This is a genomic window from Microseira wollei NIES-4236 (assembly GCF_020521235.1).
Lineage (GTDB): Bacteria > Cyanobacteriota > Cyanobacteriia > Cyanobacteriales > Aerosakkonemataceae > Microseira > Microseira wollei.
On record NZ_BLAY01000055.1, the window covers coordinates 1 to 14304 of the forward strand.

The 14304-nt window shown below is 44.9% G+C and carries 11 protein-coding genes and 1 pseudogene; 7 read left to right on the forward strand and 5 right to left on the reverse strand.

Annotated features, from left to right (window positions below; all coding sequences use genetic code 11):
* Positions 1-1511, reverse strand: a pseudogene (locus MiSe_RS18925) (tetratricopeptide repeat protein); the annotation flags it as partial.
* 345 nt (positions 1512-1856) lie between these two features.
* A complete protein-coding gene (gene prfC / locus MiSe_RS18930) occupies positions 1857-3485 on the reverse strand; it encodes a peptide chain release factor 3 (RefSeq protein ID WP_226583570.1) in 1629 nt (542 codons plus the stop codon).
* A gap of 174 nt (positions 3486-3659) precedes the next feature.
* Here prfC and MiSe_RS18935 point away from each other — a divergent pair, with 174 nt between their 5' ends.
* Positions 3660-3995: a DUF4870 domain-containing protein gene (locus tag MiSe_RS18935; RefSeq protein ID WP_226583573.1), complete on the forward strand. Its 336-nt coding sequence runs from the start codon at positions 3660-3662 to the stop codon at positions 3993-3995.
* Between the two features lie 1005 nt (positions 3996-5000).
* Here MiSe_RS18935 and MiSe_RS18940 read toward each other — a convergent pair.
* Positions 5001-5462, reverse strand: coding sequence for a hypothetical protein (locus tag MiSe_RS18940; RefSeq protein WP_226583576.1), 462 nt, complete (start codon positions 5460-5462; stop codon positions 5001-5003).
* 637 nt (positions 5463-6099) lie between these two features.
* Here MiSe_RS18940 and cruF point away from each other — a divergent pair.
* From cruF to MiSe_RS18965, 5 genes are all read left to right on the forward strand, one after another.
* The gene (gene cruF / locus MiSe_RS18945) at positions 6100-7041 is read left to right on the forward strand and encodes a gamma-carotene 1'-hydroxylase CruF (RefSeq protein WP_226583579.1); all 942 of its coding nucleotides are present in this window, start codon (positions 6100-6102) and stop codon (positions 7039-7041) included.
* The gene (gene cruG / locus MiSe_RS18950; RefSeq protein ID WP_226583581.1) at positions 7038-8234 is read left to right on the forward strand and encodes a 2'-O-glycosyltransferase CruG; all 1197 of its coding nucleotides are present in this window, start codon (positions 7038-7040) and stop codon (positions 8232-8234) included. The genes cruF and cruG overlap by 4 nt, the downstream gene beginning before the upstream one ends.
* 95 nt (positions 8235-8329) lie before the next feature.
* Positions 8330-8818, forward strand: a complete 489-nt coding sequence (locus MiSe_RS18955) for a hypothetical protein (RefSeq protein ID WP_226583584.1) — start codon at positions 8330-8332, stop codon at positions 8816-8818.
* Positions 8819-8820: 2 nt separating this feature from the next.
* Complete coding sequence (locus tag MiSe_RS18960; RefSeq protein ID WP_226583587.1) at positions 8821-9327, forward strand: hypothetical protein; 507 nt, start codon at positions 8821-8823, stop codon at positions 9325-9327.
* A gap of 203 nt (positions 9328-9530) precedes the next feature.
* Positions 9531-10010 (forward strand): hypothetical protein, encoded by a 480-nt coding sequence (locus MiSe_RS18965; protein WP_226583590.1) that lies wholly within the window; start codon positions 9531-9533, stop codon positions 10008-10010.
* Between the two features lie 1038 nt (positions 10011-11048).
* On the opposite strand, the gene MiSe_RS18970 is transcribed toward MiSe_RS18965, so the two are convergent.
* Together MiSe_RS18970 and MiSe_RS18975 are read right to left on the reverse strand one after the other, a co-directional pair.
* Positions 11049-11936 carry a bestrophin family protein gene (locus MiSe_RS18970; RefSeq protein WP_226583593.1) on the reverse strand — a complete coding sequence of 296 codons (888 nt, stop codon included), beginning with the start codon at positions 11934-11936 and terminating at the stop codon, positions 11049-11051.
* A gap of 219 nt (positions 11937-12155) precedes the next feature.
* Positions 12156-13304, reverse strand: a complete 1149-nt coding sequence (locus MiSe_RS18975) for a nucleoside hydrolase (RefSeq protein ID WP_226583596.1) — start codon at positions 13302-13304, stop codon at positions 12156-12158.
* A gap of 189 nt (positions 13305-13493) precedes the next feature.
* Here MiSe_RS18975 and MiSe_RS51055 point away from each other — a divergent pair, with 189 nt between their 5' ends.
* On the forward strand, positions 13494-13622 hold the full coding sequence (locus MiSe_RS51055) for a hypothetical protein (protein ID WP_264196574.1): 129 nt from the start codon (positions 13494-13496) through the stop codon (positions 13620-13622).
* Positions 13623-14304: the final 682 nt, after the last annotated feature.

The following is a 14304-nucleotide window of genomic DNA, read 5'->3' on the forward strand; positions in this document are numbered from 1 at the left end:
ATCGCATTTTCAATATTCTCTGCCTTCTCTCCCAATATCCTGTTACTGTAAGCATTACCCAGATTATTTTGCGTACCTGCCCAATCAACCGGAAAAGCATCGCGGGTTCTAATAGTCAGTGCCGCATTATAAGCAGCGATCGCATTTTCAATATTCTCTGCCTTCTCTCCCAATATCCTGTAAAGGTAAGCATTACCCATATTATTTTGCGTCGTTGCCCAATTAACCGGAAAAGCATCGCGGGTTCTAATAGTCAGTGCCGCATTATAAGCAGCGATCGCATTTTCAATATTCTCTGCCTTCTCTCCCAATATCCTGTAAAGGTAAGCATTACCCATATTATTTTGCGTCGTTGCCCAATTAACCGGAAAAGCATCGCGGGTTCTAATAGTCAGTGCCGCATTATAAGCAGCGATCGCATTTTCAATATTCTCTGCCTTCTCTCCCAATATCCTGTAAAGGTAAGCATTACCCATATTATTTTGCGTCGTTGCCCAATTAACCGGAAAAGCATCGCGGGTTCTAATAGTCAGTGCCGCATGATAAGCAGCGATCGCATTTTCAATATTCTCTGCCTTCTCTCCCAATATCCTGTTACTGTAAGCATTACCCAGATTATTTTGCGTACCTGCCCAATCAACCGGAAAAGCATCGCGGGTTCTAATAGTCAGTGCCGCATTATAAGCAGCGATCGCATTTTCAATATTCTCTGCCTTCTCTCCCAATATCCTGTAAAGGTAAGCATTACCCAGATTATTTTGCGTCATTGCCCAATCAACCGGAAAAGCTTCGCGGGTGTAAATAGTCAGTGCCGCATTATAAGCAGCGATCGCATTTTCAATATTCTCTGCCTTCTCTCCCAATATCCTGTTACTGTAAGCATTACCCAGATTATTTTGCGTCATTGCCCAATCAACCGGAAAAGCATCGCGGGTGTAAATAGTCAGTGCGATTTCATAGCCTGCAATGGCTATTTCCATATTGCTGGCTTTGTTTCCCAAGGGGAAGTCCTGAATCAGATTGCTAAAATTGCCAATAACTGCCGCAATCGATTGTGCTGCATCTGCTTCTACTTGTGCCAAGGTTGCGCTTGCCCAACGCCGCAATATTTCTGCGAAAATTAGATTGATTTTATCTGTATTAGCTGCCAATAAGGGATAAACAACCTCCGCGTCGCCGTTGCTGTCTGATATTGCTTGTAGTAGATTGAGTAAAAATTGCAAATAAGCCTGTAAATCTGACTCGCTGAGAGATTCTAAGTTCTGTGCTTGATTAACTGGCGATGATAAATTCAATGCTTCTACCAGTTTATTTTTCAAATTTATCAACCAATTTGCTGTATTTTCATCTCCCTCCTGCGAATACATTTGGGCTAACGCTTCCAGCACCTGCAAAAAGTCAGCATCGAGTAATTCTTGGTTGGCTGCTAAAATTTCTGGTTCTTCTCCATTGGGGCAATTTAGCAGTTGTTGGATCAGGTTAAGATAAGCTTCTTGGCGTTGTTCGTTCATCGGCGGGGCGGCTATCGGTTAATCTGTTTCTATTCTCAGATCTTGCACTACTCCACTCACCCGCCGTGGAATCAATTCCACGGCTAATAGCTCAATTCCATTAAAATGGAATGAAAGCCTTTAATGATAAGTCTTTAGTCCTGTTTAGAGGACTTTCGCTATTAGCCAGCGATTTGAATCGCTGGCGGGTCAGCGGGTAAGTGCAAGATCTGAGTAATGATGACTACATTGGCATAATTGTGTTTTCCGGACAAATAATGATTTATAAACCGGGTTTCTGCGTATATCTCTAGTTATAACTTAACGATTTTTCAGAGAAACCCGGTTTATTTGCGTCACTCCTGACTACAAAGATTGCGGTTGCTGTCCCGAAACTACCGGCGCTACCGAACTCAATTTTAAATCTGGATGATCGCCTTGAATTTGATGCAAATTCCATTCATTCTTAAACAGTAAAACCGGGCGTCCCCAACCATCTTTTACCGTCACGGTATTAAACAAGCGCCCAACTTTAGCTAACGCTTCCCAACCGCCAGTCACCCATCGGGCAACGCTGTAAGGTAAGACATCGAGTTGAGTTTCCACCCCATATTCATTTTGCAAGCGGAACTGCACGACATCAAATTGCAACTGTCCCACTGCGGCTAAAATTGGGTCTCGTTTAGCTTCATCGGCGGAATACATAATTTGTACCGCGCCTTCTTCTTGCAATTCAGAAACGCCTTTGCGGAATTGCTTAAACTTAGAAGGATTGGGATTTCTCAGAAAAGCAAATAGTTCTGGAGAGAAACAGGGAATCCCTTCGTACTCTAATTTCTGACCCGTGTAAATCGTATCGCCAATCGCGAACACTCCCGGATTATTTAACCCAATCACATCTCCCGCATAAGCTTCTTCAATTGATTCCCGGTCTTGGGCAAATAATTTCTGAGGTCTTGACAAACGCACCGTTTTACCAGTCCGGGCGTGATTGACCACCATATCTTTTTCAAACTTGCCGGTACAGACGCGGACGAAAGCAACTCTATCCCGGTGTTTCGGGTCCATATTCGCTTGCAATTTAAACACAAATCCGGAAAAATCTGGATTTGTCGGCGGAATTTCGCCTGCTGATGAGTTGCGAGATCCGGGTTTGGCAGCAAGTTCCAGAAAAGCGTTTAAAAATAGCTGGACGCCAAAGTTAGTCATGGCGCTACCGAAAAATACTGGCGTCAATTCACCTTGGTGTACTCTTTCGATATCGAGTTCTGGTCCCAATCCTTCCAAAACTTCTAAATCTTGTTTGAGTTGGTAGTATAAGTCTTGTTCTAGCAGTTGTTCAACGTCTGGATCTCCCAGAGCTACCGTTGTATCTTTTGCTTCCCGACTACCGTGGGCGGTGCGTTCAAATAGGTGAATTTGGTGTTGGTGTCGGTCAAACACGCCTTTGAAGCGATCGCCCATGCCAATAGGCCAGTTTACCGCATAAGTCTGCAAACCCAATTCTTTCTCAATTTCGTCCAGCAACTCCAAGGGTTCCCGCCCCGGACGATCCATTTTATTCACAAAGGTAAAAATGGGCAACCTCCGCATCCGGCAGACTTCAAACAGCTTGCGAGTCTGGGGTTCCAACCCTTTAGCAGCATCGATCAACATTACGGCATTATCAGCAGCTGCTAAAGTCCGATAGGTATCTTCGCTAAAATCTTGGTGTCCGGGGGTATCTAGCAAGTTAATCTGACAAAGGTCATACTCAAACTGCAACACCGTCGAGGTAATCGAAATCCCCCGCTGTTGTTCCATTTCCATCCAGTCCGAGGTTGCCTTACGCTGGGCGCGCCGTGCCTTAACGGCGCCAGCTTCGTGAATCGCACCCCCGTAGAGTAGCAGTTTTTCGGTCAGCGTCGTCTTACCCGCGTCGGGGTGGGAGATAATCGCAAAGTTGCGACGACGTTCGACGGCAGTTTCGATTTCGGTCTGAAGTTCCGTAGTCATGCAAAAATTGAGTGGGAAAAATTTAGCAACGGGAGCGCCATAACAATACTAGGATAACTACTGATGCGCCCTACCCCCCTTTGGGGTACGGAAATCTCCTCCACCGAGCTGTGGATTGAATGTGGTAGCTTCGTAACCAAAGAATAAACTAGACTGCACTAGGGAAGAGGTTATATGTACGACGCGGACAAACGGAAGCTTTTATCGGCATTGTGTCACGGATCGATCTTTTTTAGCCTGTTGGTCGTGTCTATCGGCATCCCCATAGCAATTTTGCTCGTATCCGATGACCCAGTGGTGAAGGAAAATGCTAAAGAATCTCTCAACTTCCACTTTAACGTTTGGCTCTACGGCATTATCTTTGGCATTCTATGTTGGATATTAATTGGTTTCGTGCTGCTGGCTATTTTGCAGGTTGTCAACATAGTTCTGCCAATTTTGGCGATTCTCCACTGTTTGAACAAGAGCGAAGATGCCTACCGCTACCCCTTTATTTTCCGCTTGATCTAAGGATTCTGTCTTAGCAATACGGCTTTTGGGCGCTGGGCCTAGTAGTTCGCTAAAAGATTTAAGACTACCAGAAACCCGGTTTTTCTAAAAAACCGGGTTTCTGGTACTATTTTTTACCACAAAATCGCCCCACGGCTTGAAGGCTGTAGGGCAAAGCGACAGTTAAACGCTTTATTAGTATCGTCTAACTTTTGTGCCGCTCGATACCGGGGTTGTGACGATTTATCGAGTGTGCTATACAGAACTTGGCTAAACTTACCTAAATTTCACCATTCAACTAGAAACTCAAGTTGCTAGTTATCTCATGAATAGAAGCTAATGGCTAATGGCTAATGGCTAGAAACTCAAGTTGCTAGTTATCTCATGAATAGAAGCTAATGGCTAATGGCTAATGGCTAATGTCAGTAAAAATCCTATATTAGCAATTAGCCATTAGCAACGCCCTTGTTTATAACTAGAAACTTGCGTTATAAGTAATTTCTAGAGGGTCTGCTTAGAGCTTCCAGCAAGGGAGTCGGTTGCAACAGTCCACAGGCGTCAATTCAGGTTTTGCCCACCCTATGAAGCTTTTGAGCGTTTTACTTTTGAAGCTAAGAGCCATTGTTCATCCATTATTTTCAGCCAAATTAACTAATCGTGGTAACACGATCGACCTTTTGAGCGGCTGGCTAGTTCTGCATCGACTGTGGTTTACAAACCAGACAATTTTTAGCCTTGGTTTTCGGCATTGTTAAGGAATATAGCACAAAAGTGCATCGCCATCAATAACTATAAGTTTGTTTATAACTTACTCAAGTTGCGTAACTAACTCAAGTTGCTAGTTATCTCTCTGGGAGCGGCTAATGGCGTTACTAGGCAGATCCCTGGTCACGAGGCTAATGGCGAGATTGGTAAAAATCCTTTATTAGCAATTAGCAATTAGCAATTAGCAACGCGCTTGTTTATAACTAGCAACTTGCGTTAACTATAAGTAAGTTTAGTAAACTTTGGCGATTTAATCTAGCTCTATGGGGTGGCGTGCAATGGTAATATTGGGTCTGGATAAAGGTAATTCTGTCCGGTCCAACCCAAGGCAAAGCCAATCAGAGAAATCACGGTTAAAATCCAAAAAGCTTGCCACTGACCAAGCCCCGCTCTATAAAGGTCTAGTCTGGCTAGCAGTCCGGCTGAGACTAAAACCAAGACGCGGATGACAATATCAATCCATACCACAATCGCGGCGGCAAGAAAAGACACTACCAGCACGATGATGAAAGCATTGATATCCGAACTGAGGGTACGGAGAATAATCTTTCGGATATTGGAAAAAGGCGCTGCTAAGGTTTCCGCCAGCAGCAATACGAATGCCGCCGCCAACAGCACGATGTACCAGGGAGACTTAGAGGCGGACAAGATCCACCCTAAGGCAGTATAAGTCACCAACAGTAACATTAAAGATAGTTTAGGTAGTTTTTTGACGCTCAGCATATCTGGGTTTTCTGGTTTTTCTTTTAACTTACCCCTACCTGTGGCTTTTGCCTCTTCCTCTCCCTCTCACTTGACTCTTTACCCACACCACAAGACGCTCTGACGCGGGAGAACAAGACAGGGGGACAGGGGGACAGGGGGACAGGGGGAATCAAGAGGACAAGAGGATATGGGGGATTGCTTTTCGTGTGAGGTAGACCTTGGTTTGTGTAGCGGCACCCTTAAGGGTGCCGCTACACAAACCAAGGTCTACCATCACCGAGTGCAAACCGCTATATGGGGAGGCAAAGACGCGGGTAACTCTTCCATCAACCTCTCCCTTGTCACCGCTCTCCCTTCTCCTCCAGGACTTACGCCCGCGGAACCAAAAACAAAGGTGATGCGTCAATCTCGCGATTGGAAACCCTGGATTTTGGCGAGAAACCGGGTTTTTTTGCGTAAGTGCTGTCCTCTTCTACACCAAAAACAAAGGTGATGCGTCAATCTCGCGACTGGAAACCCTGGATTTTTGGGAGAAACCGGGTTTTTTTGCGTAAGTGCTGTTTTTTTCAACTGCCCACATCATATAAATTTTTGTTAAACGTTTGTAAACTATTAAGAAGCGCCTGACAAGCGTCATCTATGTATGGGAGATCGTATGAAGCAACTGATTAGGGTTGAGGGCTTCTGTCTGATTGGACACATTGTCACAATGGTTTTTGGATGGGCGGGGCTGTTATTGGTTTTACCCCATCCGGAAGTGATATTGAATTTACCAGGGTTTGGGCAGAACTTGTTCCAGTGGAGTATGGCTGGGGGCGCTGTGGTAAATATCATTTTAGGCGCGATCGCTGTAGCGATTTTTGCCTATCGTACCCTGGGCGCGTGGCACTGGCTGACGTTTATGCTACCAGCGGTATGCATATCTTTAAGCAGCGAATTGCTGGGCACGGGTACGGGCTTCCCATTTGGTGACTATCATTACCTGAATGGTTTGGGTTATAAAATTGCGGGGTTAGTGCCGTTTACCATCCCCATTTCCTGGTTTTATATGGGGTTGGCTTCGTATTTAATCGCCCGTGTGGCGCTGAAGCTGGATCAAAAGCCGTCTTGGGTGCGTTGGGTAGGCGCGATCGCCATCGGTGCTATCCTCTTCACTTCTTGGGATTTTGCCCTAGAACCAGCCATGAGTCAAACATCGGTTCCTTTTTGGTACTGGGAAAAAGCAGGCGCTTTCTTTGGCACGCCCTACCAAAATTATGCCGGTTGGTTTGGCACTAGCGCTCTATTTATGACCGTAGCAGCAACGATCTGGACTCGTAAGCCCGTCTTGGTGCAGCAAGAAACCCCTCAACCTTTAACGCGAAATCAACTCGGTTTGCCGTTAATTATTTATTTGAGTAACTACGCTTACGCAGCCGTGTTAAGCTTAGCTTCTGGGTTTGCAATACCCGTTTTATTGGGCTTGTTGACTGGCGTTGTCCCGGCAATCGCGCTGTATGCGATCGCGCAACCCGCTAAAGCCCCAGTAGCAGCACCAAAATCTGCTACCATCAACACCGAAATCGCCATAACTGCTGTAAAACTCGGAGTTAAGTGAATTTAGATTCGTTGACAGTACAGGGTGCAATCGCGCTGGGGTTGCTATTAATACAAGCCCCAGCCACGGCTATTTTACTTTCGCGACTGCTAAAAGGGCCGTCGCGTCGTCCTCCGATTGAACCTTGTACCGCCACGCCGGATCTGTTAGGTACCGTCAGCGCGATCGTTCCGACTTTAAACGAGGCTAAGCGCATCCGTCCCTGTTTGGCAGGATTAAGCCGCCAAAGCTACGAAGTGCGGGAAATTATTGTTGTAGACAGTCGCTCGTCTGATGGTACTCTCGATTTGGTGAAAGCCGCCGCAGAAAAAGATCCGCGCTTTCGCCCGATTACAGATGACCCTTTACCGCCCGGATGGGTAGGGCGCCCTTGGGCATTGCATACGGGTTTTTTGCATAGTAGCGATGGAAGCGAATGGATCTTGGGCATCGACGCCGATACTCAACCTCGTCCTGGGTTAGTCGCCGCTTTGGTAAAAACAGCCCAAGCTGAAGGATACGATCTGGTTTCCCTCTCGCCCCAATTTATCCTCAAATACCGAGGGGAGTGGTGGTTACAACCGGCACTCTTGATGACGCTGCTGTATCGGTTCGAATCGGCTGGGGTAAATTCCGACACGCCAGAACGAGTGATGGCAAACGGTCAGTGCTTCCTGTGTCGTCGGTCGGTGTTGGCAGCCGTAGGTGGATACACGAGCGCCAGAAGTTCGTTTTGCGACGATGTTACCTTGGCACGAAATATTGCCGCCGCTGGGTATAAAGTAGGGTTTTTGGATGGGGCGAAGGTATTAAAAGTCAGGATGTACGAAGGTGCAGCCGAAACTTGGAAAGAGTGGGGGCGCAGTCTGGATCTGAAAGACGCCGCTTCTCCCGCACAGGTTTGGAGCGATTTGTGGTTGCTATTATCTGTGCAAGGATTACCTTTACCGATTTTATTAGTTTCTCCTCTGCTCCCCATCACCTCTGCTCCCCTGCTTCTCTTATTGGCGCTAAACTTATTTTTGGTGCTGATTAGGGTGGGGTTGCTGTTTGCGATCGCGCCATCTTATCAAGGAAAAAACAAGAATTCTCCTCACTTTTTAGATTTACCTTTTACCTTTTATCTTTCTCCTTTAGCAGATCCCTTAGCTTTTGTGCGAATCTTGCTATCTTCTGTGCAAAAACCTACCCAGTGGCGGGGGCGTAGTTATTAGGCTTGAGAATCCGGGTTTCTTAGAGAAACCCGGATTCTGTGGCGCTACGTATAATAATACGTATATAGACTGATTTGCCTCATCAGAGTTGGACTATGTTTACTGGAGCGTCAGCTAGTGTTTACGGTGATGAATTAATTACCGCGACTGAATTAAATCGGCAACCGGGACGAATTTTAGATTTAGCATGGGAACGTCCTGTAACTATAACTAGATCCGATCAACACTTTGCTTTGTTGCGTCGCGATCGCATGACTGATATGGTCAAGGCAGCTACGATCGGTCAAGTTGTGTGTGAAGCGATCGATGTTGCCTATCGATTGCGCCTGGGAGAACAGATTGATTCATCGCATCCCTATGGATGGTTAAAAGTATTTGATAATGAAGAACTGTGCGAACTAATCGCAGAAGTAGAGAGTGCATACCGTCTTGAAGCCTGGGATCGTCTTGATGCTACACTCCATGAGTGGCATGAGAGTGCGATCGCCATCGGCAGTAAAGAACTCGCGGCGGCTTTTAATGATGAAGTTGATGAAGTTTTACTGACTCAACCAATAACTGAAAGCACTACCGAATTGACTTAACTATGACTAATTCGTCTGGAGCAGATCAAAATGAAAATGAGAGTGTAGGGAAAGAAGAAGAACAACCGACACCACCCGATACTCTTGGCTCCCAAGATCAAGCTATATCAGCACCTATTTCCTCCGATTTGGTAGTGCCACCAGAAGAACAATTGACAGCACCACCGACTGCGCCTGATACTCTGGAAAACTTTGCAGAACAAGCAACACAATTACCTGTATCTTCTTGGCTGGTGGTAGCAAAAAATCGACGAGTTAACAGGGATTGGGAAGCCTTGCTGTTACGCGCTCCAGAAAATGCTCGCCGCTGCTATCAGGATTTATCTACTGCGCCTATGGTGAGGAAGCCTAAGCGAGTTTTTCCTTTGAAAGGCAAACGCTACTTGGGCGCGTGGGAATACGAAGTAACAAGCTCTGACCGAGTATTTTATGTACCTGATGAAGAAAAGCGAAAAGTGCTAGTTTACTATGCAGGAACTCATCCAAAAACTGCTCCCACCCCTCCGTGAAATCATGGGAAATTACCATGGGTAAATTTTTGATTTTCGGGTTGATATTGGCTTTAGTTTTTTTCGCTACAACATTACTCGGTTATCGAGATAAAGTCTTGACTGCACCTAGTGATGTGCAAGCGGAGAGATTCAGTCAGCTGACAACTAAATAAACTACTAACTCAAATGCTGTCGAAGTGAATGGAATTAGCTTTGAAACTTTGATTCCAAAACGAGTCTGGACAATTCCAGCTAAAAACTCCCAAGCCGAAAACCCGGTCGAAATTGGTATTCGCATTACCAATAAAACTCAAGCACCTGTTCGCTTTACTGGGTTCGATCCCTTAGAGGTTATCAAACTAGGGATAGAAAGACCAGATGGCTTAGTATTAGGTACGTATATAAGGCGGGCAATAGTATTTGGTAACTCTCGAGAGTATCCACAACACAATTATAATTGTCAATTAGTTTTGCCTGGAAAAAGCTTGACTTTTTTTCCAGAAGCCAAGCTCTTTTGGGAGGATGAGCAGCTTACGTTGGGTGAACCTGACCGAAAGGGTAGTCGATGGTTTATTAAATTGCCAGAAGTTGGCACTTATAAAGTGCGCTTCATCTACAACAATCCCTCTCCGGGACTAGCGGTAGAAGGGTGTTTTGACCCAAACGCCGTTAGCCGAACATACATAGAAACAGGACTCTGAACAGGTAAGGTTCTCACTCCCTTTGTGGAGGTTCAAATAGTTGAGTAAGGGTAGTAAGGGTAGGGTGCGTTAGACGAGAGTACGGCAGCGAGGCGAGACTCTAAAAAGTAGTAAGGGTAGGGTGCGTTAGACGAGAGTACGGCAGCGAGGCGAGACTATAAAAAGAACAAATAATATTAATAGACTTCTCCAGAAACTACCCCAAAGGAGGGATCCAATGCCCAACCCACAAGAATTATTGCAGAGGTATAATACACAATTAATGGTGCCGTACTCTCGTCTAACGCACCCGACAAACAACAAATAATATTAATACACAATTAATCGTGGGTTACACTTCGTTAACGCACCCGACAAACAACAAATAATATTAATACACAATTAATCGTGGGTTACACTTCGTTAACGCACCCGACAAACAACAAATAATATTAATACACAATTAATCGTGGGTTACACTTCGTTAACGCACCCGACAAACAACAAATAATATTACAGCGGCTTGCAGCCGCGTGAGGTACAGCGAAATCGCGCCTTTTGTGTAGCGGCACCCTTAAGGGTGCCGCTACACAAACCAAGGTGTACCTCATCCGAATGAAATCCGCTATAATACACAATTAATGGTGCGTTACACTTCGTTAACGCACCCGACAAACTACTGTATTATTTTATTCCGAAACAGTAGTAAGGGTAGGGTGCGTTAGATGAGAGTACGGCAGCGAGGCGAGAGTCTAAAAACAACAAATAATATTAATAGACTTCTCCAGAAACTACCCCAAAGGCGGGATCCAATGCCCACCCCACAAGAATTATTGCAGAGGTATAATACACAATTAATGGTGCCGTACTCTCGTCTAACGCACCCGACAAACTACTGTATTATTTTATTCGCAGACAGTCGAGATTCCCTGCTGAAAAACCTTCACCGCTTCAGCTAAATTAGTCTCTACGCTCAAAATGCAGCGTTTGAGAAGCTGAATATCCAGCGTTTCCAATCCTGTTTTCGTAGAAACCGGGAATCTGAGTTTCTCTGCTGTTTTAATTTGTTTGATAAGCAATGAATTCTTCAATATTGTTCTGAATGGTTTGACAAATTTTATCTAGTGGTAAGTCATTATGATCGTAACCGAAGGGATTTTCGATTTCCACTCCAATTTCCTCAATCCCAAACAAAGCAAAACTGACAATTGCTACGAATATACCTGTCCACCAACCTAGATCTTTGACAAACTGAAAAGGCAGAATTAAACAGTAGATGAGTACCAGTTGATTCAGATGAATGACGTAGGCTGCGGGGATTGGTGTTTTCAAAATGCGTTCGCAGCCGCCTACATTATCCATCAAGTTATTCATCAGAGTGTGAATGGTAGCCAATTGGTGATTAGTTAAAAGACCTCGCTTGTATTCCTGCTGCAAGTAATCTCCTAACCAACGAGTAATTTCTAAGGGCATATTTTGAATATTTTGCAAAATGCTATATTGAGAGGGCGAAATCCAAGGTTTTAACTCCTCACTAGCTGGTTCATAACGGAGATATAGCTTTTCGGAGATCGCAAACGCTGGCAATAAACTTAATGCAGTAATTTTGCGATCTCGATCTCCAGGTTCAACTTCGTCAACTGCAACCCAAATTTGCCAAGCTAGATTGCGGATAGTGTTAACTGTACTACCCCAAAGTTTCCTTCCTTCCCAAAATCGATCATAAGCTGTATTAGTACGAAAAACTAGCAATAAACCTAAAACAATGCTGGGAATTACACTACCTAAAATGGGTTGGGAAACTGGCACTTGATTGGCGTAAAGAAACGAAATCAGAATGGCAAATCCACCACAGAAGAGAGAAGGTGACAAAACTCCTGGAATAACAGAACCTTTTAATCTCAAGGTTTCTTTAAACCATATTTTTTTTGCAGTAGCTTTTGACATTTTTATTTCCCATAAAATTGAAGCAAGGTACCTGGCGAGATAACTTACATCCTCACGAGACTGAGCCAGATGCAATTAGGATTCCTATGCTGCTAGATATCTGGAGCGGCATATGAGGAATTAATTTGGATTTTTCTGATGTCTGATTTTATGGGAAAAGCAATTAATTCGGCAATATCATTATCCAATTTATGGCAAAGTTTGTCAAAGGGAATGTCGTTAGCATAATATGCAAAGGGATTTTCCAGGACTGACGCAAGAGGAGGCCAGAAACCCGGTTTCGACCAGGCTCTCTGGTTGCGAAACCAAGGATTTTTCGGCTCGCGCTTTGTTTCTTTGCGTAAGTCCTGTGAGTGTAAAAAGTCCAACCTCTGTCACTCGTAAGACAAGTTGATCGAATAGCTGCATAAACCGTTGAGTATCTACATCTAAACAAGCCTCTACGTTAGGCGGATTCGTTTTCTCATCTCGGCGATCGCGCCGATCTGCTAGTGACATGCCAGTCGTAAATCGTCCTTGAGTTTCCACCATCATATAGAGGGACTCAGTTTTGACCAAACTCGGATCTATCGCCACCGCCATCGCCAAGGGATCGTGTAAATAACACCCGTAAAAGCCTTCGTTGTCACGGTAGAAAGCCATATAAATTTGCGTGCAGTCGGCAATAAACTGGGTAACTTTTGAAGGACGACGCTGTAAGTTATCTTCAACAATTTGACGGGGTAAGGGAGCTTTCATCGCCACATCTAAACCGACTAAGGTGAGAGGAATTTCCGACTCCATCACGATTTGAGCGGCATCAGGATCGACAAAAAAGTTAAATTCAGCGGCGGCTGAAATATTTCCGGGTACAGTAACAGCGCCACCCATGATGACAATTCGCCCTACTTTTTTCATGGTTGCACTATCTTTCTGAATCGCTGTTGCTAGATTCGTCAGCGGTCCTAGTGCAATAATGGTCAGACTGTCACCGTACTCTTGAGCTGCTTGAAGCAATACATCGATCGCATTCTCTTGAGATGGCTCAATAGTCAGTTGGGGATAGCGAGGTGTACCATCAGCTTGCTTAAACCGATCGAGTTCACCCAAACCATCTGCCCCATGAATTCCTGCGGCATTAAATGGAGGTTTTTTCAGAGGTTTTTCACAACCTTTGGCAACAATAGGCAACCTATCGGGTTCCACAATACTCACTACGCGCAACACATTATTCGCTGCCTGATCTACGTTAATATTGCCAGCGACAACTGTGACGGCTTTCAGGTCTAATTGAGGTGAATTTAATGCCATAATCAGAGCCAAGGCATCATCAACACCAGCGTCTGTATCGACTATTACTGGTATGGGCTGATTTTGAACGTCTATCATGCTAGTTAACGCAAGTTGCTAGTTATCTTTTTAGGGCTGCTAATCGCTAATGGCTAATAGCTAATGGCTAATGGTAGAACCGAAAAATATTCCCATCAGCAATTAGCAATTAGCGATTAGCAATGAGAGCAACCCACGATAATTATAACTAGCAACTTGGGTTAGTTACTGATCGATTTAACTGAGATCTTGCACCTAATCCTGGCGATGAGAAATCGCGGCTATATAAACCAAAAGCGATTGGCAAACGGCAGATGCGGTGCGATCGCGCCTGGACTGGTTGTCCTAGTCGTTCCGATTGTACTCGCTCACGCTTGAGGGCATCGGTGTCAACTTATATTATGTCCGGTCGATTACCCTGAATTAGGAGTAGGGAACAGGCAACACCTGGGTGAAAAAACTTTTAACCAATTGATGCCTTGCCCCTACAAGACAACGCCACCCCATGCAACACCTGGGTGAAAAAACTTTTAACCAATTGATGCCTTGCCCCTACAAGACAACGCACAACAGAAGGTTTTGATTACGGGTGATTCAACGCACATTATAGTTACATCCTCCCAACACCAAGCCTCCTTCGGCTATGGTGTGGGCTTCCAATCCTCACGAATTGGCATTCCTAGATCGGCACTTATCTAGATAACCCAAGTTGCTAGTTATCACTATCGTGGGTTGCACAGCAGAAGCTAATCGCTAATTGCTAATTGCTGATGGGAATATTTTTCGGGTCTACCATTAGCCATTAGCTATTAGCCATTAACCTGTCTTCAGCCCTAAAAAGATAACTAGCAACTTGCGTTAGATACGAAGCCTAGCGTACTCGGAACATCAAGAAAAAAAATGGAGGTTTTGTGAAAAAGGTTTCGCGGTTTTTCTGCCTTGATTTTCGGCAATCTAGTTTAACTTAACGCAAGTTGCTAGTTACATCAAGCGGTACTGGTAATGGCTAATGGCTAATGGCTAATGGGTAGTTGTCAAGAAGGCAAAAGCCTGTTAACCC

Bases quoted from the DNA above. Each gene is read 5' to 3' on its own strand.
- prfC (WP_226583570.1), bottom strand. From the start codon at position 3,485: ATGACTACGGAACTTCAGACCGAAATCGAAACTGCCGTCGAACGTCGT.
- MiSe_RS18935 (WP_226583573.1), top strand. From the start codon at position 3,660: ATGTACGACGCGGACAAACGGAAGCTTTTATCGGCATTGTGTCACGGA.
- MiSe_RS18940 (WP_226583576.1), bottom strand. From the start codon at position 5,462: ATGCTGAGCGTCAAAAAACTACCTAAACTATCTTTAATGTTACTGTTG.
- cruF (WP_226583579.1), top strand. From the start codon at position 6,100: ATGAAGCAACTGATTAGGGTTGAGGGCTTCTGTCTGATTGGACACATT.
- MiSe_RS18955 (WP_226583584.1), top strand. From the start codon at position 8,330: ATGTTTACTGGAGCGTCAGCTAGTGTTTACGGTGATGAATTAATTACC.
- MiSe_RS18960 (WP_226583587.1), top strand. From the start codon at position 8,821: ATGACTAATTCGTCTGGAGCAGATCAAAATGAAAATGAGAGTGTAGGG.
- MiSe_RS18970 (WP_226583593.1), bottom strand. From the start codon at position 11,936: ATGTCAAAAGCTACTGCAAAAAAAATATGGTTTAAAGAAACCTTGAGA.
- MiSe_RS18975 (WP_226583596.1), bottom strand. From the start codon at position 13,304: ATGATAGACGTTCAAAATCAGCCCATACCAGTAATAGTCGATACAGAC.